Genomic DNA, 19,475 nt, shown 5'->3' on the forward strand with positions numbered 1-19,475 from the left:
GCCGCACGGGAACCACGACGGGGAGCCGAACGTCTCTCCCGTAGACTAGAAACGCCAACTTTGGGCAGCATCAGATTGGGAGCAGATACCAGTGCCATCACTTCTTGAACGAGTACTCCGCACCGGCGATAAGAAGACACTGAAGCGACTCCGGAACTACGCTGACGCCATCAACGTCCTCGAGGACGAATTCCGTGGAATGTCCGACGCAGAGCTGCGCGGCGAGACCGACCGGCTGAAGAAGCGCCACGCGGACGGCGCATCCCTCGACGAGCTGCTGCCCGAGGCGTTCGCAGCCGTGCGGGAGGCGTCCAGCCGTACCCTCGGCCTGCGCCACTTCGACGTCCAACTGATGGGTGGGGCAGCCCTCCACCTCGGCAACATCGCGGAGATGAAGACCGGGGAGGGCAAGACCCTGGTGGCGACGGCGCCCGCCTACCTCAACGCCCTGAGCGGCAAGGGCGTCCACGTGGTCACGGTGAACGACTACCTCGCCGAGTACCAGTCCGACCTGATGGGCCGCGTCTACCGTTTCCTCGGCCTGACGAGTGGGTGCATCCTCTCGAAGCAGGACCCCGCGACCCGGCGTGAGCAGTACGCCGCGGACATCACCTACGGAACCAACAACGAGTTCGGGTTCGACTATCTGCGGGACAACATGGCATGGAGTGCCGCCGAACTCGTGCAGCGCGGCCACAACTTCGCCGTCGTCGACGAGGTCGACTCCATCCTCATCGACGAGGCGCGCACCCCGCTCATCATCAGCGGGCAGGCGTCAGGAGACGTCAACCGCTGGTACAACGAGTTCGCGAAGGTCGTCCAGAAGCTGACCGTCGAGGTCGACTACGAGGTGGACGAGAAGAAGCGCACGGTCGGCGTCCTCGAGGACGGCATCGAGAAGGTCGAGGACTACCTCGGCATCAACAACCTCTACGAATCGGCCAACACGCCGCTGATCGGGTTCCTCAACAACGCGATCAAGGCGAAGGAGCTCTTCAAGCGGGACAAGGACTACGTGGTCCTCAACGGTGAGGTCATGATCGTCGACGAGCACACGGGCCGCATCCTCGCCGGTCGCCGCTACAACGAAGGCATGCACCAGGCCATCGAGGCGAAGGAGGGGGTGGACATCAAGGCCGAGAACCAGACGCTCGCGACCGTCACCCTGCAGAACTACTTCCGCCTCTACGACAAACTGTCCGGTATGACGGGTACGGCCGAGACCGAGGCCGCCGAATTCATGTCGACGTACAAGCTCGGCGTCGTGCCCATCCCGACCAACCGGGAGATGGCACGCAAGGACCTCTCCGACCTCATCTACAAGAACGAGGTCGCGAAGTTCGACGCCGTCGTCAAGGACATCGCCGAGCGTCACGAGAGCGGCCAGCCCGTGCTCGTCGGCACCACCAGCGTCGAGAAGAGCGAGTACCTCTCCAAGCAGCTCGCCAAGGCCGGCGTGCGCCACGAGGTCCTCAACGCGAAGAACCACGCACGCGAGGCCGCGATCATCGCGCAGGCGGGCCGCAAGGGTGCGGTCACCGTGGCGACGAACATGGCCGGTCGAGGGACCGACATCATGCTCGGCGGCAACGCCGAGTTCAACGCCGTCGCCGCGCTGGAGAAGCTCGGCCTCGATCCGGCGGACAACGTCGAGGAGTACGAGGCGAAGTGGCCGGAGGCCCTCGATGCCGCCAAGGATGCCGTGAAGGCCGAGCAGGAGGAGGTCCGCGAGCTCGGCGGGCTCTACGTGCTGGGGACGGAACGCCACGAGTCGCGACGGATCGACAACCAGCTCCGAGGCCGGTCGGGTCGCCAGGGCGATCCCGGGCGGTCGCGCTTCTACCTGTCGCTCACGGACGACCTCATGCGCCTGTTCAACTCCGGTGGTGCGGAGCGCATCATGAACAGCTCCACCATGCCCGACGATGTCGCGTTGGAGTCGAAGCTCGTCTCGAAGGCCATCGAGAACGCCCAGGGCCAGGTCGAGGGACGCAATGCCGAGCAGCGGAAGAACGTCCTCAAGTACGACGACGTCCTGAACCGCCAGCGCGAGGCCATCTACGGTGACCGCCGTCGCATCCTCGAGGGCGGTGACCTCAAGGAAAAGGTGCAGTTCTTCCTCGAGGACGTCATCACGGCGATGGTCGACGAGGCGACGGCGCAGGGCCACGGTGACGATTGGGACTACGAACTCCTGTGGACCAACCTGAAGACGCTCTACCCGATCACGCTCTCGGCCGACGAGGTCATCGAGGAGGCCGGGGGATCCTCACGGCTGACACGCGACTTCCTGCACAACGAGATCCTTTCGGACGCCAGGCTCGCCTACCAGGCGCGGGAGGAAGCGCTCGGGGAGCAGACCCTCCGGGAGCTCGAGCGACGCGTCGTCCTGTCGGTCATCGGGCGTAAGTGGCAGGAACACCTCTACGAGATGGACTATCTCAAGGAGGGAATCGGCCTCCGGGCGATGGCGCAGAGGGACCCGCTGGTCGAGTACCAGCGTGAAGGGTTCATCCTTTTCCAGGCGATGATGGAGTCCATCCGCGAGGAGAGCATCGGATATCTCTTCAACCTCGACGTCGAGGTGTCCGCGCCCGCGCAGACCGGCCTGCCCGGCGTGACGGATGCCCGGGGAATCGTGCAGGCGCCGACGATCAAGGCGGCAGGTCTCGAAGCACCCGCGAAGCCTGCAACCCTCAACTTCTCCGCGCCGAACGCGCAGGGCGAGGCCGAGATGCACGTCGAGCGCAGCAAGGCCCAGCCTGCGCCGGCCAAGGGAAAGAAGACCAGGAAGAAGTAGTCAGCCGATCTCGAGGGCGGTGACCCGCCACGTCCCGCGCCGTCGCTCGATCCTCAGAGCGACGGCGCGGACGCGTTTCTGGTCATAGGCGACGACCGACGCCTCGAAGACGCCGTCGTCGATCCTGCAGACGCGGGCCGAGCGCACCACGACCTGCCGCAGCGCGCAGGAGGGCCCCGCTCCGGCCGTCCGGGAACCGTTGATGCAGCGGACGAGGTTCGCCCGGAGCTGGAGACGTTCGTAGTTCTCCGGGTCGAGCCACCGCGACAGTTGCTGGAGCGGGCGGGAACCCGCCAGCACTTCGAGCGAGCCCTGGGCGACACAGCGCGCGATGCCGGCCATCCGGTGCATCGTCTCGCCGTCCTCGAGGGCCGGGGAGGCTGGAGAACCGGTCGTGCCCTGACAGCCCGGGACCGCTTCTGAGCCGTGACCCTTGTGCTCCTCCGGCCCGGCGGGAGCCGATGGCAGAGCCGTCGACGGAGGAGCCGGCGGTGGTGTGGTCGACGGGGCCTCCGGTTCCGGTGAGGGTCTGAGCTGGATGACCGTCGCCCCTGCCGGCAGAAGAGGTGCGGCGACCACCGGTCTCGGTGCCCCGCTCGCGTCGGCGAGCAGGGAATCTGCGGTACGGCGGAGCTGGGTGACGGATGACATCGGTTCCCTTTCCTTCGGGTGGAGGGGCTGCAGTTTCGTGCGTCGGCGACGGGCGCGCTGGGGAACGAGGGGCCGGGGTGGTTGATCGTTGCGCACCGCCGGTGCGGGGCGGGGCGGCTCCGGGTTCGGTGTGACTCAGGGTGGAGGCGCGTGAAGAACCTGGCCCGGTAGGAGGAGGCACGGATTGTCGCCGATCACTGCCTTGTTCGCGGAGTGCCAGGCGGGCCAGGCTTCCGCGATGTCGGCTGCGGTGGCCAGCGGGCCGAGGTGTTGTTCGACGATCGACCACAGCGAGTCGCCGGGGACCACCACCACCTCCGCCGGCCGGTCGACAGCGCGTGTCGGCCCCCGGAGGAGTGCTCCTCCCTGGACCGGCATCGCGACGGGTTTCCAGGCGGGGGACACGGATCCCCCGGGAGTCTCAGGCGCGGCGGTGGGTTCCGCGTCTTCTGCGGCGTGCCGTGGCTCCTCCACCTGGAGGATGCCCGTCCGGTGCTCGTGCACGGCGCCGGACCCGTCGGCGGTGTCCATGTCCCACCCCGGCGATCCGGGCGGGCCGGCAAGGCCGTCAGGCGCGAGCACCAACGGCGAGTCGGGCGCGGCCGCCTGGCGGACGCCACCGGCAGGCGGTCGTCCGGGCGGGTCCCCGGCGGCCTGCGCGACCGCGGGGACAGCGATCATGTTGACGCCCAGCGCCGCGACAGCGAGACGCCGCATGAGCGCCGGTGTGCACCGCTGTGCCAGGACCGCTGCCGCGGACGGCCCATTCCGAAGGACGGCCTCGGCCAGGACGGCCATGCAGAGCGCGAGAATCCACCACGCGACGAGCGCGAAGCCCACGCCCGACAGGACGGCGCCGAGCAGGGCTTCGAACCCCCAGACCGCTCCGTCCGTGTGCGCACGGCCGATGGTCTGACCCGCCCAGCCCGAGACGGCCCCGGTCCCGAGGAGCATTCCCGCTTGTGCTGCATCACCTGAAGTCATGGGGTTCCTTTCCGGACTCCAGTTTGATGCTATTTGGCGCCATTTGTCTACGTTTGAATCCGCCGATACGGTTTGACCTCGATTGACCGGCCGGAACAGGCGGCCTACCGTGGGACGATGCGCTGGGATGACCTCTTCACGGACCTCGAACTGCAGCTGCAGACCGCCATGACCCTCGAGCAGGAGGGTGAGATCAGGGACCGGACGCGCGCCGAGCAATCACGACTGACCCTGGCGCAGAGACTCGGCGGACACATCGGTGGGCATGTTGCCGTGGGTACGCGTGGCGGACGGACGCTGACCGGGGTCCTCACGAACGTCGGCTCGGGGTGGATCGCCCTGCTCTCGGACCAGCGGTCGATTCTCGTACCCGTCGGCTCCCTGCAGGTCCTCCGGGGACTGGGGCGAAGCGTCGGTCAGCCGCTGGCGGGGATCAACGCGAGACTCGGGCTGGGATCGGCCCTTCGGGTCCTCTCGAGGAACCGATCGCCGGTCTCCCTGTGGTCGATCACCCCCGCGTCACGCTTCGACGGCGTGATCGACAGGGTGGGCGCCGATTTCCTCGAACTCGGGGGCACCGCTGACGGGGACGCCCGGGGCCCCGCAACCCGTCGCGATATCGTCACGGTGCCTTTCGCTTCGATCGACACCGTGGACGCTGCACGCCCCCCGGACTGAGCCTCGGACGCGGAAAGCCCAGGGACCGACGGAGGGTCGGCCGTGGATCGTCGCGGCACGATCGATACCGCGCATCGACCACAGAGCCGGATGCACCCGGACCAGGCCCAGGACGAGCACCAGGAGGACGGAGCCGGGTGCGGGAGCGTCAGAGGGAGGGGGCGGAATCGGCTTTCAGGGCCGAGGCTGTCTTCTCGTACGCCTTCGCGATGTAGTCCTCCAGCACCGTGGTCTCCACGCGCCATTGCCCGCGGCCGCCCACCTGGATGGCCGGAAGCTCGCCGGAGCGGACCAGTGCGTAGGTCTGCGACGAGCTGATGTTCAGTACTTCCCCCACGTCAGTGAGGGTGAGGAAGCGCCGCTCGGCCACCTGTCCGCCTTTCATGGTCGGTTCCGATCATGCTCCAAGTTTGCCATCCGCTGCGACCTCGATCGACGATATCCACACTTCACGGCACGTTGTCCCCATTCGGTTCCCTTACGAGTGCCGGTGCAGAACAATGACACGGAGACGTGGCCCGATCGGGGCCGTGCCGGCCGTCGGGGGTTGAGTGTGAGTACCGATTCGCGCACCATGCAGTCATCGGGCGAGGCTCCGCGCTTGAAGAAGCCCTCGTGGAAGGACCCACGCTTGCTGATCGGGCTCCTGCTCGTCGTCGCGTCGACGGCCGGGATCGTCGCTCTGCTCGAGAGTCAGGACGATACGACCCAGGTGTACGCGGCACGTGTCGATCTGCCGGTGGGGGCCCCTCTCGTCGCAGAGGACCTCGTGCCGATGCCGGTGCGACTCGGTGAGGCGTCCGGGTCCTATCTGCGCGTGGCCGATGGGATAGCCGAACGAGCGGTGGTCACCCGACTCGTGGCGGGGGGAGAACTGCTACCCCTGACCGCCGTCGGAACGAGCGACGAGCTCGACAGGAAGCCCATCGGACTCACCGTCGAGGATCCTCTGCCGACCGGCACCGCAGCGGGGGACCGTGTCGACGTCTGGGTGTCGCTGCGCACGGACACGAACAGCTACGACGAACCACAGCGGCTGCTCGAGGCCGCGGAAGTCGCCGAACTGACGGTCGGTGAGTCGGCACTCGGGTCCAGCTCGTCCACGCTGGTCCAGGTCCTCGTCGAGGACGAGACACTGCCCGCGCTCCTCGACGCCCTGTCGAACGACGCGCGGATCGCGGTCGTGCTCAATCCCGGTGCCGGGTCGTGAGCATTCCGGTCATCACCCTCGGGGCGGGCGCGAATGCTTATGTGCCTGGACTCGAGCAGCTGCGAGGGCCGGTCACCGTGGTCCGGCGCTGCGGGGAACTGGCCGAGCTGATCGCGGCGTGCCAGGCAGGGCTCGCGCGGGCCGCGATCATCGCTCCCGGCGCGGCCGACCTCAGCGCCTCCCTGATCGACCGGCTGCGCTTCGCCGGGGTCGTGGTGGTCGCACTGTCCGACGGGGGCGCCGGGCCCAGGATCGACGGCGTCGACTACGTGGACGCGACGATCGAGCCCACTGCCCTGGCGGACGCCGTCTCGCGCGCCGTCGACCGGTTCGACGCCGATGCCAGACCGCACGGCTCCCTCGCCTACGCGGATCCACTCGACGTCGCCCCGCTCGCTGCCCGGCCCGAGACGGAGGACGCGACGGCAACGGGTGACGGACGTGTCCTCGCCGTCTGGGGTCCCTCCGGCGCTCCGGGACGGACGACGGTGGCCGTGAACATGGCCGCCGAGCTCGCCGCCACCGGCGTCTCGGTCCTTCTGGTGGATGCCGACACCTACGGTGCCAGCGCCGGCGTATTCCTCGGACTGCTCGACGAATCGGCCGGACTCGCCCAGGCCTGCCGTGTCGCCGATCAGGGAGCTTTCACCAGCGCGGCACTGGACCGCATCGCGGTCAGTGTGGCCATCAAGGGTGGGCGGCTGCGGGTGCTGACAGGGATCACACGGGCGGATCGCTGGCCCGAAGTGCGTCCGGCCGCGCTGAGCCGGGTGCTGGGGGCGGCGAGATCGCTCGCGGAGGTCACGCTGGTCGACTGCGGATTCTGCCTCGAAGCCGATGAGGAGCTGAGCTTCGACACCCTGGCTCCGCGGCGTAACGGGGCCACCCTCCAATGCCTCGAGATCGCCGATTCGGTGCTCGCGGTGGGTGCCGCGGATGCCGTCGGAGTACCTCGGCTGGTCAAGGCGCTCACGGAACTCGGCGACGCCGTTCCGACGGCTGTTCCGAGGGTCGTGTTCAACAGGGTCCGCCCCACGGCCGCGGGTCGGGCCCCGGAGACACAGCTGCGGGAGGCATGGGAACGATTCGGCCCGCCCCTGGCCATCTCGGCCTTCCTGCCCGCGGACTATGCGGCGGCGGATCAGGCACTGTTGGCGGGGACCGCGCTGCTGGAGACGACCCCTGGCTCGCCACTTCGCACAGCCATCGCCGAACTCGCCGAGGTTCCGGCTGCGGGACACCGACGTCGTGGTCCGCTGGGGCGCGGCCGCAACGTGAAGTTTCCCGGTAACCGGGCTAGGCTTCCACGGTAAGAGGTCGCGATGGAGCGGCCTTTAATTTCGTTACGGAGGCCCTTTCCATGTCGTCTGGATCCAGGACAACGGATCAGTCAAAGTCGGACACGTCACGGGAGGAATTCGTAGAGCACTACTTCGAGCACCTCGCGCGCGAGGATGCCGTCGGGTACTCGACCGACGACCTGCGCCAGCGGTCCTTTGCCCACCGTGACCTGGCGGAGTCGCGTGAGCCGGGCACTGCGGCGATCGGCATCATGGACCAGGGGACGTCGAGTATCGTCATGATCGTCACCGACGACATGCCCTTCCTGGTCGACTCCGTGACAGCCGAACTGGTCCGGCAGAACGCGGCGATCCGCCTCGTGGTGCACCCCACGTTCCTCGCCGTGCGGGAGGACGAGTCGCATGCCCTGACGGCCCTGCGCCGGGTGCCGTCCACGGCCGGTGCGTCCAGCGGCGACACGGCGGCCCTGCCGAACATCGCCGAACTCGTGGGGCTCGACGGGCGGTCCACGCATATCGAGTCGTGGATGTCCGTGGAGGTCAGTCGGCTCACCGACGCCGAGTCGAAGGACTCCGTCATCGACGGACTGCACCGTGTGCTGCGTGACGTCCGCGCCGCGGTCGAGGACTGGGCCGCCATGCGCGCCACGGTCCGCGCCATCGAGTCGTCGCTCGATTCGATCGCGGGTGCGGCAGACATACCGGACCTCCGACAGGCGCAGGAACTCCTGCAGTGGCTCGACGGCGGCAACTTCACCTTCCTCGGGTACAAGGAGTACGACCTCGTGACGGACGAGGCGGGGGTGGACGCGCTCCGGGTGCGTGAGGGCAGCGGGCTCGGCCTGCTCCGGCACGGCACCGCCGGCGGGCACGTCCAACAGCTGACCGCTGCAGGTCGAGCCAAGGCGCGGGAGCGCCGCGCACTCGTCATCACGAAGGCCAACTCACGGTCCACCGTCCACCGGGCTGCGTACCTCGACTACATCGGCATCAAGAGTTTCGACGCGCAGGGCAATGTGAGCGGTGAGCGGCGGTTCATCGGCCTGTTCGCGACGAGTGCCTACACGGGGTCGGTCCGCAACGTTCCCCTCGTGCGGGACAAGGTCTCCGAGGTGCTCCGCCGCTGCGGGTTCCCGTCGGATTCCCACTCGGGCAAGGATCTCCTGTCCATCCTCGAGACCTATCCCCGTGACGAGCTCTTCCAGATCGAGGTCACCGACCTGGTCTCCACGGCGCTGGGCATCCTGAGGCTCCAGGAACGACGTCGAACGCGTCTGTTCCTCCGTCCTGATGTCTACGGGCGCTTCATGTCGGCCCTCGTCTATCTTCCCCGTGATCGGTACACGACCAGCGTCCGGCGGCGGATCGAGGATGAACTGAGTGCCGCGCTCCACGCCGAGTCGATCGACTTCGAGGCCCGGATGAGCGAATCGGCCCTCGCCCGGTTGTTCTTCCGGATCAGGCTCCAGCGTGGAGTGGAGATCCCGGAGGTGGATGCCGCTGCGCTCGAGGAACGGCTCGTGCGGGCAGCGCGGTCCTGGTCCGAGGGCATCGTGGAAGTGGCGCAGGACCGCTTCGAGCAGGATTCGGCACAGCGCCTCTCCTCCCTCTGGGCCGAATCGTTCCCCCTCGGCTACCGCGTCGACTACGAGGTCGAGGACGCACTGGAGGACGTTGCCCGCTTCGAGCGGCTTGCCGCGGCGGAGTCGGCCGCACCGCTGCTGCACGTCTACGTGCCCGAGAACCACGACGCCGAGGACGCCCGGCTCAAGCTCTACCTCACGGAAGCGAAGAGTCTGACGCAGATCCTTCCGTATTTCCACAACCTCGGCCTCGAGGTGCTCGACGAGCGCCCCTTCGAGATCACCCGCTCGGACGGACGCTCGTTCTTCCTCTACGACCTCGGGCTCAAATACCCGGCGGGCATCTCCCCGCTCGACACCGCGGCCCTGCTGCAGGACGCCTTCAGCGCCGCGGTGTCGGGCAGGAGCGAGTCCGACGGTTTCGACCGACTGGTGCTCAGCGACGGGCTCGGCTGGCGCCAGGTGCTGATCCTGCGCGCCTACGCGAAGTTCATGCGTCAGATGGGCAACACGAACTCCTACGGCTTCGTCGGTGAGACGCTGCTGCGCAACGCCGCCGTGGCGCGAGGGCTCGTGGATCTCTTCGCCGCGCGGTTCGACCCCGACCTCGCGGAGGACCGGCAGACGGCGTCGGACCGGGCCCGCGCTGCCCTGGACACCGCGCTGGAGGCTGTTCCGACGCTCGACGCCGACCGCGTGCTGCGCACCTTCGCGAATCTCATCGAGGCGACACTCCGGACGAACTACTTCCAGGACAAGCCGCACGTCAGCTTCAAGTTCGACACGCCGCGCATCGACGGCGCGCCATTTCCGCGGCCGAAGTTCGAGATCTGGGTGTACTCGCCGCAGGTCGAGGGCGTGCACCTCCGCTTCGGCAAGGTCGCCCGCGGCGGGTTGCGCTGGTCGGACAGGCGCGAGGACTTCCGCACCGAGGTCCTCGGGCTCGTGAAGGCCCAGACGGTCAAGAACGCCGTGATCGTACCCACGGGGGCGAAGGGCGGTTTCTTCGCCAAGCAGCTGCCGGATGCGTCACGGGACCGGCAGGCGTGGCTCGCCGAGGGACAGGCGAGCTACCGGACCTTCATCCGGGGCCTCCTCGACATCACGGACAACATCGTCACGAACGGCACCTCCGAGAGCGTCCTCCCACCGCCCAGGGTCGTCCGGCACGACGACGACGACACCTATCTCGTGGTCGCCGCCGACAAGGGGACCGCTGCTTTCTCGGACATCGCCAACGAACTGTCGGCCGAGTACGACTTCTGGCTGGGGGATGCCTTCGCGTCCGGTGGGTCCGTCGGCTACGACCACAAGATGATGGGCATCACGGCCCGTGGCGCCTGGGAATCCGTGAAGCGCCACTTCAGCGAGTTCGACGTCGATACCCAGACCGACGAGTTCACCGTCGTCGGCGTGGGCGACATGAGCGGCGACGTGTTCGGCAACGGGATGCTGCTCTCCGAGCGCATCCGCCTCGTGGCGGCGTTCGACCACCGCCATATCTTCCTCGACCCGAACCCGGACGCCGCGACGTCCTTCGCGGAACGTCGTCGGCTGTTCGACCTCCCGCGTTCCAGCTGGGAGGACTACGATTCCGCGCTCATCAGCGAGGGCGGGGGAGTGTACCCCCGGCAGGCGAAGTCGATCCCCATCTCCGGGCAGGTGCGGGAAGCACTGGCGCTCGACGACGGAACGACGTCGCTCAGTCCGCCCGAGCTCCTGCGGGCGATTCTGACAGCACCCGCCGACCTGCTGTACAACGGCGGGATCGGGACCTATGTGAAGGCATCGGACGAGACGAATGCCGAGGTCGGAGACCGAGCCAACGATCCCATCCGGGTGAACGGGCGCGATCTCCGGGCACGCGTCGTGGGCGAGGGCGGCAACCTCGGGATGACGCAGCGCGGCAGGATCGAAGCAGCACTGTCGGGGGTCATCCTCAACACGGACGCCATCGACAACAGCGCGGGCGTGGACTGCTCCGACCACGAGGTCAACATCAAGATCTTCGTGGACCGGATGGTCCGTGCGGGCCGCCTCGCGCCGGAGGAACGGGCGGCCTTCCTCCACTCCATGACGGACGAGGTCGCGCGGCTGGTGCTGCAGGACAACATCGACCAGAACGTCCTGCTGCTCAACGACCGGCAGCGGGTCGTCGAATGGAGCCCCAGCTACGAGCGCATGATGGACTGGCTCGAGACACAGGCCGACCTGGACCGGGGCCTCGAGGCGTTGCCGACCACCCAGGAACTCCGACGGCGGATCGAGTCCGGCCACGGCCTGACCGCTCCTGAGCTGTCCGTGCTCGCCGCCTACGCGAAGATCGAACTGACCCGTGTACTGTCCGCGAGCAATCTCGCCGATGATCCCTACTTCAGCGGCACGCTCCGGCGTTATTTCCCGCGGCAGCTGGTGGAGCGCTTCGACGATCTGCTCGACACGCATCCGCTCCGGCGCGAGATCATCTCCACGATCGTCGCCAACGATGTCATCAACCTGGGGGGAATCACGTTCGCGTTCCGCGTCATGGAGGAGACGTCGGTGACCGAGCCGGTGATCGCACGCGCCTTCGTGGCCCTGCGCGAGATCTACTCCTTCGACGAGACCGTCGACGCACTCGCGGCCCTGCCGGCGGACTTCCCGACGGACCGGTGGACCACGATCCATCTGGACCTGCGCCGGCTGCTGGACCGTGCCGTGCGGTGGTTCGTCAACCATGTGGAGCAGGGGACTCCGGTGGACGCGGACATCGACGCCTTCAAGCCCCTGATCGCCCCGTTCCGGGCCCGGCTCTCCGAGTACCTTCGAGGCTGCGATCTGGAGCGCGCAGAGGCAGGTGTCCGGACCGCCACCGCCTGGGATCTCCCGGGTGAACTCGGCCGGCACTGGGCGGAGCAGTTCGAATCCTTCGCCCTCCTGGACATCGCCTACAGCACACGCCGGGTCGACGAACCCGTCGAGAACATCGCGGAGGTGTACTACGCCGTGTACGACCGCTTCGAGGTGGACAACCTGCTCGAGCGGATCACCACACTGCCACGGACGGATCGCTGGCAGGCGCTGGCCCGGGCAGCCCTCCGGGACGACCTGTACTCCACGATCGCCGACATCGCCGTCGCTGTCATGCGTGCCTCGCAGGAGTTGCGCGACCACGATGCGACCGAGCGGCTCGAGGCCTGGCAGGAGCAGAACTCGGACCAACTTCAGCGCGCGAGCACTATGTTCGCTGAGGTCAACCGGCTGGAACAGGACGACATCTCGTCGCTGTCCGTAGCCCTGCGACTCCTGCGCTCCATCGTGCGGTAGCACCCGCCGACGGCCCACGCAGGCACCCACGGTCGGCGCGTACCGACCGTGGGTGGAAGACTGGAGGTCCGCGGCCGTCCGATCACCGCCCGGCACGGTCACGGCTGTCCGGCCGGTCCGCACTCCACATCCCGAGCACCAGAGGAATCCCATGGCCATCTTCACTGACCCGATCCGCGAGTACGCGGGGTTCGAGCCCGGCGACGCCGAGTGGCTGCACCTCCTCGTGGGTGACTGGCAGATGGTGGCGGATCTCGCATTCGCGGACCTCGCCCTGTGGTTCCCGCTCGACGGCGGTGGCTACGTGGCCCTCGCGCATGCCCGGCCTTCGACCTCACACACGGTCTTCCACAGTGACTTCGTCGGCGAGCGCATCCGCGCCGACCTCCAACCCCTGGTCGACGTCGCCTGGGAATCCCAGCGGATCGAGCGCTCGGGGGAGACAAACTGGACCACCGAGATGGCGATGCGTGTCGAGGCAGTACCCATGGTCCGCAACGGGCGGACCCTTGCCGTCGTCACCACGCACATGGATCTCTCCAGTTCCCGCATGCCGTCGCGTCTCGAACTGACCTATCGCCAGTGCGCCTACGATCTTCTCCGGATGGGCACTCTCGGCCTGTGGCCCGATTTCGCCACGCCCACGGGATCCCGGCGGGGCGCTCCGCGCGTGGGTGACGGTCTGATCCGGCTCGACATCGACGGGATCGTCCAGTACGCCAGCCCGAACGGGGTCTCCGCCTTCCGGAGGTTGGGCGATGTCGAGACCCTCGAGGGTAGGCCTCTCGCCGAGATCACCACCGCTCTGCTCAAGGACCGCAGGATGGTCGACGAGACGCTTCCACTGGTGGTGACGGGCCGCATGCCCTGGCGCACGGAGATCGGATCCCGCGGCGTCAGCCTGTCGCTCCGCGCGATCCCGCTGCGCGACGAGAAGGAGCGCTTCGGCGCGCTCGTGCTGTGCCGGGACGTCTCCGAGCTCCGCCGCCGGGAGATGGAGCTCGTGTCGAAGGACGCGACGATCCGGGAGATCCATCACCGGGTCAAGAACAACCTCCAGACGGTTGCAGCGCTGCTGCGCATGCAGTCCAGGAGGATGGTCAGCGACGAGGGCAAGCTCGGACTGGAGCAGGCGATGCGCCGGGTGTCCACGATCGCGTTGGTTCACGAGACGCTCTCCCAGGGCCTGGCGCAGAGTGTCGATTTCGACGAACTGATCTCACGGCAGTTCCGGCTGTCCGCGGAAGTCGCATCCCCCTCCCAGGCCGTTCGGACCGAACGGAGCGGAGACTTCGGCGAGCTGCCGAGCGATCTTGCCACGCCCCTCGCACTGGTCATCAACGAACTCGTCACGAACGCCGTGGAGCACGGGTTGTCCGGTCGTGCGGGGACGGTGTGGCTGATGGCCGACCGGCGGACGGAGCCCGACGGCGAGGACACCTTGCGCGTGACCATCGCCGACGACGGAGTGGGTCTGCCCGCGGGCGGCCACGCGGAGGGTCTGGGTCTGCAGATCGTCCGGACGCTCGTGACGAGCGAGCTCGGCGGAACCATCGAATGGAGTACGAGGACCGGCGGGGGCACGTCGGTCACCCTTGAGCTGGGACTGAGACTGAACCAGGGATCGTGATCCTGGGGCGGGTTCCATGACGCGCTGACTCCGGCGGACGGCAGGTGCTCCCGACCGCCGGCTCCACGGACAACACCTCCGACACGACGACGAAGGGCCGCCCGACAGGGCGGCCCTTCGTTCGTACCACATGCTGATCGTCCGGTCCTGACTGCCGGTGCTGCCACCGGTGCCGGTCAGGAAGCTCTGCGTGCCCTTGCCGCCCGGCGCTTGAGCGCGCGACGTTCGTCTTCGCTCAGGCCACCCCAGACACCTGCATCCTGGCCGGACTCGATGGCCCACTGCAGGCAGGTATCCTGCACCTGGCAGCGACGGCAGACGCTCTTGGCCTCTTCGATCTGAAGAAGCGCCGGTCCGGTGTTGCCGACCGGGAAGAACAGCTCCGGGTCCTTGTCCAGACAGGCTGCGCGACTACGCCAATCCATGGTGATCACATTCTCCTTCAGCCTCACGCACGGATGCTTTGTGAAAACATTCACGAGGGGGCTCATAGTAAAGGGGCCGATCTCGGCCCCCTGATTTGCTCTGCGTTTAAGGCTGTCACGTTACCTGCGGGTAAACAAGGGGTTCGACCTCCCTAATTACCGGTGTCGATGAGTGGTTTGTCACAGCGGGCGCCTACCGGGCCGTGAGAGAGTGCGACGAACGGTCCGGTAGGGTGCGAGAGTGGCTCCTCCCTCCGCCTCCCGCACACCGGCTCCGCCTTTCGGCGTCATCGTCATCGCCCTCGTCCTGGTGCTCGAAGCAGTTGCACTCGTCATGCTCGCCGTCGCCTCCCTGGTCACCGTCTTCACCGCAGAACCCGTGTCGGTCGGCGGGTCCGTCTTTCTGACCGTTCTGCTCCTGGCGGTCGCCGCCGGTCTGTCGACTGTCGCCGCACGGTTACTGCAGGGCTTCCGGTGGCCCCGGTCGCCGGCCCTCGTGATCCAGCTCTTCCTCGTGATCCTGTCCTTCCCCTACTTCTCCGCTGGGGATCCGATCCTGGGGTTCGTCCTCATGGTGCCGGCCGCCGCGGTGATCGTCCTGCTGTTCTCGCGGCCCGTCCTCGGGTTCACGGTGAGGACGACCGGCGCGGGGAAAGCGCTGTAGCACCGGTCGACGGACCGCGATCATCACTGTCGCGACGAGCGTGGCGCAGGCATGACAGCCACCTGGACATCCTGCACGCCCTGGGGTGTACAGGCGACCCCGCGTCCGGCGATACCCGTCGGTTCGACGTCGAGCCTGACTCCGAAGAAGTCCCCGTCGGTCGGCGAGGTGGGCGACAGGACGAATCCGCGCGCGAAGCTGCGCGCCTGGAGTGCCAGGGGGACACGGGCCATGAGTGACGGCCCCGGGCGGGCTGCTGCAATGACCGCCGCGCCGTGGGCCACGAGGCCGGACAGTACCTGCTGCACATCCATCGGCAGGTCGTCGGTGTCGTCCACGAGGACCAGGCAGGTGCCGTCTCCGACGGCACTCCACTCGACGTCGACGCTGCGCCAGTACTGAACCTGCTCCCGCAGCGTGGAGCCGGACGGCGCCGGCAGGATCCGGAGGTCGCCCGGCAGACGCGATGCCGCGTCGTGCAGGACGCGGAGCGCGTTCGTCCTGCCGGTCGAGGCCTGTCCGAGGATCAGGAAGCTCTCGCCGTCACGGGCGACGATGCTGTAGGGGCTGAGCTCGTCCCCGTGGACCCCGAGGGCGAGCTCGACTCCCGAGCTCCGCGCGATCGGCCGTCCGGCGCGTCGGCGAAGGTCCCCGATGGTCAGCAGGGTCGGCAGCGGGTGGACGGGGAAGGGCGGATTGATCGGTGGTCGAGGGGGACGGGCCGGCGGTGGTGCGGCCAGGACCAGTTGGCAGATGTTGTCACCGAGAGCGCCCGTGATGCGGCCCTGCGCGAAGCCCCGGCCGGCAGAAGCCGCGACCGGCGGCATCTTCGGCCACGTCAGCGTGGTCTCCTGGTGAGCGCCGAGCGGAAGGTAGATCCTGTTGGGCAGCAGGGAGAAGAAGCGGGATGCCGTGATCTCCCGTTCCCCGCTGAGCAGGACGGTGACGCCGCACCGCGAACCGTCCCGCAGGAGGGTGTGCAGATCCTCCTCGGCGCGGGCGAGACGGCCCTGACGGAAGCTGCCGGCCCACCGTCCCCATCCGGTGACTGCGAGCACGATGCTGTGCCCGGTTGCCGACCCGACCGGCAGGGCGGAGAGGCGTTCGAGGACCCGGGCAGCCCGCCTGGTCTCGTGGTGGGCAACATACGCGCCGACCTGTGGCTCCCCGCCGCGCTGCCCGAGTGACCCGTCGCCGTCGAGCAGATAGAGATGGAGATCGGGGTCGGCCTCGGTCAGGGCTGCCGTAGCCGCAGCCATCGCCTCCACAGCCCCGCTTCCCGGCAGCCCGACGAAGGCGAGGTGGGAGTGGTCGGCAGGGTGCCAGACGAGCCGTCGTTGGTCCTGGCGGTCCGGGGCATCGATGACTCCGAGACCGACGGGCGGGGGGCCGCCGGCGGATCCCGGCTCGGACATGCCGCGGGGCTGGCCGGCCTCGGTCCGATGCGCCATGTCCGGGAAGGTCCGGCAGTCCTCGGTCGACAGGACGGCAGGGAGCGGCTGGAGGACGGGGCAGTGGGGGCGCGGTGTCGATCGGTCGCGGGCCAGGTCCGAGAGGTTCGCCGCCACCCGCCGAAAAATGCCGTCGGCGTGCATCGGATCCGGTGTTGCCCCGGGCAGGGTCGTGGGGCCGTCCGGACCGGCCGACCCTTGTTCGTGTGTTGTCGAAACGGGAGCAGCTGTCCTCTCTGCATCGACACGGGCAGGTCCGCCACCCAGGTACTCGCGCAGATCCATCCAGCCGGCGGGGTGGTCGATCGGGGGTGCCTCGGTCGATGAGGCCACCTGGAAGGCGATCGGAGGGTCCGAGCCCCTGCGGAAGAAGGCTCGACCGGGTGTTCCGACCGGTAGGTCGGATGCGACAGCCGAGCCGAGGAGGTCCTGTGACTCCAGGGCCGTCTGCACGCGCAGCAGGATGCTCGAGGTGACGTTGGAGCGCAGGTCGGGCGTGACCGCGCCCTGTGCTCTCTGCGTGGCCAGGACGAGGTGGACGCCCAGCGACCTGCCCAGCGCAGCGATCCTGGCGAGATCGGTGACGGCCGTCGCGACGTCGTCGATCAGGGCCCGGAACTCGTCGATGACCACCACGAGTCGTGGCGGGCAAAGGGCCGGGCAGGTGCGCCGCAGTTCGTCGAGGTCAGCGGCTCCGTTGTCGGCGCACAGGGCCTCGCGCCGACGCAGTTCGGCCCGCAGGGAGACGAGCGCCCGGGCCGTCGATTCCGACGACAGGTCGCTCAGGCTGCCGACACAGTGGGGGAGGGAGGTCAGGACGCCCAGACCGGCCCCGCCCTTGTAGTCGATGAGCAGGAGGGTCAGATTGTCGGGCGGCTGGTTCAGCGCCAGTCCGAGGACGAGGGTCCTCAGGAGCTCGGATTTCCCCGAGCCGGTCGTTCCTGCCACCAGGAGGTGCGGACCGTCCGTCACGAGGTCGATCGACAGGGTCCCGGCCGCTGACACGCCGAGGTCGCTCAGGAGATGACCGGGGTCGGCAGTGTCCCAGCGGGTGGGAATCCTGTCCCGGAGTACGTCAGGATTCAGGTGCGGGGTCCACACGGATGCCCTGACCGGCAGGCTCCTCGTCAGCCCGGGGGCCGTTCGCTCGTTGTAGCGAGCTGCCGTTCGATGGTCTGCGGAGCGGCCGAGCGCGCGTGCTGCCCAGTCGAAGACGCGTGCCGAGACGCCGTCGGGTTCGACGTCGAACGAGCGAGCGCCGAGCACGGCGCTCGCCCTGCCGTCGGTCCGGAGCAGGATGTGGTCACCGGTCGGGCAGGGCGTGTCCTCGGACTCAGGGCAGCCGCTGCCTTCCGGTACGACGCCGATCGTGAAAACCGGGGCGGACGCGTCGATAGCAGGCAGTCCAGCCGAGCATCGGAGGACGAGCACGGGTTCACCCGATCGTGTCAGGTCGAGCAGGACGCGAGGATCATGGGTGATCCGCACGTGGGGGAGGAACCGTGCCTGATGCGGGACGTCGTCGAGGGTCGCCCAGCAGACGACGCGAAGGGGCGGTGAGTTCGGATGGGAGAGCTGGAGCAGGATGGCCCGGACAAGAGCCTGCGCCGCCTCCGGGTTGCCGGTGATCGTGAAGGTGCGCCCGTCCGCGCCCGGACCCTGGACGGGTACCAGGAAGGGTGAGTCGCGCAGGTTCGGCACGGCGAAGGGGGGACGAGCGCGCTCCACGAGGAGGTTCGCGGGCTGATGGGCCGTACCCAGCCTCAGGAGATGACGTGGCGTGCGTGGGTCCGGCGGGCCCGTGGCCGGCACGGACGGGCGGCCGGGCTCAGTAGCGCGCACCGCGTCGAGCACCGTCTGTCCCGCGTCCGGGACGGCACGCGTCCTGCGGCCGTGGTCCCGCAGCACGGCGTCGCGCATCACTTCCTCGAACGCGGCCGACGCCCTGCGGTACGTGATGAGCGGTATGAGACCGGTGACTGCGGACAGCGCACTGAATGCAAGGAAGAACCACATGCCTGTGGTCAAGGCCAGCACCACACCCAGGACGAGTGGGAGGAAGGCCGTCAGGGTGAGGACTCCCGGTGGTTTCCCGGGCGCGGCTCCCACGGTGATGGGCTCGAGGGCGTCCTCGGGGTCCGGCCGCCACGGGTCGCCATCCATCAGATCGATACTGCACCGACTCGTACCCAGCCGGATCCGGGACGCCACGGTGAGCTGCGCCCTGGTGATGCACTCCTCATCCACGAAGCTTCCGTTGACCGAGCCGACGTCCTCGAGGAGTATCGAGTCCTTCGTCACGGTCAGGTGCGCCTGTCGCCGGGAGACGCAGGGATCGGAGAGCGTGATGTCGTTCGCCGTGCGCCCGATGGTGTACGTACCGCGCCGCAGGGGCACCACCTGCCCGGCATCCGGCCCGGACCGCACTACGAAGACGAGATGCGACGGGGCGGGCGCGGGGAGCACGGTGCCGGCCGCCCCGCACGTGATCACCGACCCCTGGGCAACGGATGAGGAGTCGGGCGCGATGATCGTGAGGGAAACCCCGCCGATCATGAACGGACGGGGGTAGCCAGCAGCCTCGAGCCGCTCGGCCAGGAGGGCGCCGGTCGGCAGGGCTGTCGTGTCGATCACGATCTCACGGGAAGGAGCGCTCGAAGGAGGAGCGAAGACGAGGGTGACATGCAGGTCCACAGGTGCCTCCAGGCGTCGGGCTCCCTCGAGGTTAGGGCCGACGAATCGGAGCAGAGCGGGCGGGGCGGCCGTTGTGGACAACCGCCGAGGAGGGCGTG

At 68.3% G+C, this 19,475-nt stretch carries 12 protein-coding genes; 7 read left to right on the forward strand and 5 right to left on the reverse strand.

All coding sequences use genetic code 11. The features are described from left to right. Positions 1–91: 91 nt before the first annotated feature. On the forward strand, positions 92–2,800 hold the full coding sequence (gene secA / locus FJV46_RS04635; protein WP_087029484.1) for a preprotein translocase subunit SecA: 2,709 nt from the start codon (positions 92–94) through the stop codon (positions 2,798–2,800). Here the strand turns inward: secA and FJV46_RS04640 are convergent, their stop codons facing one another. Then, complete coding sequence (locus tag FJV46_RS04640) at positions 2,801–3,142, reverse strand: Rv3235 family protein (RefSeq protein ID WP_126130628.1); 342 nt, start codon at positions 3,140–3,142, stop codon at positions 2,801–2,803. Between the two features lie 444 nt (positions 3,143–3,586). Further along, positions 3,587–4,435, reverse strand: a complete 849-nt coding sequence (locus FJV46_RS04645; RefSeq protein ID WP_126130627.1) for a LysM peptidoglycan-binding domain-containing protein — start codon at positions 4,433–4,435, stop codon at positions 3,587–3,589. 117 nt (positions 4,436–4,552) lie between these two features. Here FJV46_RS04645 and FJV46_RS04650 point away from each other — a divergent pair, with 117 nt between their 5' ends. After that, positions 4,553–5,113, forward strand: a complete 561-nt coding sequence (locus FJV46_RS04650) for a hypothetical protein (protein WP_087029479.1) — start codon at positions 4,553–4,555, stop codon at positions 5,111–5,113. A 148-nt stretch (positions 5,114–5,261) separates the two neighbouring features. Here FJV46_RS04650 and FJV46_RS04655 read toward each other — a convergent pair whose 3' ends face one another. Next, positions 5,262–5,498, reverse strand: coding sequence for a helix-turn-helix domain-containing protein (locus FJV46_RS04655; protein WP_087029477.1), 237 nt, complete (start codon positions 5,496–5,498; stop codon positions 5,262–5,264). Between the two features lie 216 nt (positions 5,499–5,714). Here FJV46_RS04655 and FJV46_RS04660 point away from each other — a divergent pair, with 216 nt between their 5' ends. From FJV46_RS04660 to FJV46_RS04675, 4 genes are all read left to right on the forward strand, one after another. After that, entirely contained in the window at positions 5,715–6,323 is a 609-nt protein-coding gene (locus FJV46_RS04660; RefSeq protein ID WP_239961508.1) for a CpaB family protein, read from the forward strand. Further along, a complete protein-coding gene (locus tag FJV46_RS04665) occupies positions 6,320–7,636 on the forward strand; it encodes a CpaE/TadZ family protein (RefSeq protein ID WP_087029473.1) in 1,317 nt (438 codons plus the stop codon). Before FJV46_RS04660 ends, FJV46_RS04665 begins: the two co-directional genes overlap by 4 nt. Positions 7,637–7,683: 47 nt before the next feature. After that, entirely contained in the window at positions 7,684–12,513 is a 4,830-nt protein-coding gene (locus FJV46_RS04670; RefSeq protein WP_087029472.1) for an NAD-glutamate dehydrogenase, read from the forward strand. 151 nt (positions 12,514–12,664) lie between these two features. Then, positions 12,665–14,143, forward strand: coding sequence for a sensor histidine kinase (locus FJV46_RS04675; protein ID WP_087029470.1), 1,479 nt, complete (start codon positions 12,665–12,667; stop codon positions 14,141–14,143). A 176-nt stretch (positions 14,144–14,319) separates the two neighbouring features. Here FJV46_RS04675 and FJV46_RS04680 read toward each other — a convergent pair whose 3' ends face one another. Then, complete coding sequence (locus FJV46_RS04680; RefSeq protein ID WP_055769355.1) at positions 14,320–14,568, reverse strand: WhiB family transcriptional regulator; 249 nt, start codon at positions 14,566–14,568, stop codon at positions 14,320–14,322. Between the two features lie 241 nt (positions 14,569–14,809). Here FJV46_RS04680 and FJV46_RS04685 point away from each other — a divergent pair, with 241 nt between their 5' ends. Continuing rightward, positions 14,810–15,232, forward strand: coding sequence for a hypothetical protein (locus tag FJV46_RS04685; protein ID WP_087029467.1), 423 nt, complete (start codon positions 14,810–14,812; stop codon positions 15,230–15,232). Positions 15,233–15,255: 23 nt separating this feature from the next. Here FJV46_RS04685 and FJV46_RS04690 read toward each other — a convergent pair whose 3' ends face one another. Then, positions 15,256–19,317 carry an FtsK/SpoIIIE domain-containing protein gene (locus FJV46_RS04690; protein WP_140995573.1) on the reverse strand — a complete coding sequence of 1,354 codons (4,062 nt, stop codon included), beginning with the start codon at positions 19,315–19,317 and terminating at the stop codon, positions 15,256–15,258. Positions 19,318–19,475 lie beyond the last annotated feature (158 nt).

It is taken from the genome of Arthrobacter agilis (assembly GCF_006494655.1).
Taxonomy (GTDB): Bacteria; Actinomycetota; Actinomycetes; order Actinomycetales; family Micrococcaceae; genus Arthrobacter_D; species Arthrobacter_D agilis.

Bases quoted from the DNA above. Each gene is read 5' to 3' on its own strand.
- FJV46_RS04680 (WP_055769355.1), bottom strand. From the start codon at position 14,568: ATGGATTGGCGTAGTCGCGCAGCCTGTCTGGACAAGGACCCGGAGCTG.
- FJV46_RS04645 (WP_126130627.1), bottom strand. From the start codon at position 4,435: ATGACTTCAGGTGATGCAGCACAAGCGGGAATGCTCCTCGGGACCGGG.
- FJV46_RS04655 (WP_087029477.1), bottom strand. From the start codon at position 5,498: ATGAAAGGCGGACAGGTGGCCGAGCGGCGCTTCCTCACCCTCACTGAC.
- FJV46_RS04670 (WP_087029472.1), top strand. From the start codon at position 7,684: ATGTCGTCTGGATCCAGGACAACGGATCAGTCAAAGTCGGACACGTCA.
- FJV46_RS04640 (WP_126130628.1), bottom strand. From the start codon at position 3,142: ATGGCCGGCATCGCGCGCTGTGTCGCCCAGGGCTCGCTCGAAGTGCTG.
- FJV46_RS04650 (WP_087029479.1), top strand. From the start codon at position 4,553: ATGCGCTGGGATGACCTCTTCACGGACCTCGAACTGCAGCTGCAGACC.
- FJV46_RS04675 (WP_087029470.1), top strand. From the start codon at position 12,665: ATGGCCATCTTCACTGACCCGATCCGCGAGTACGCGGGGTTCGAGCCC.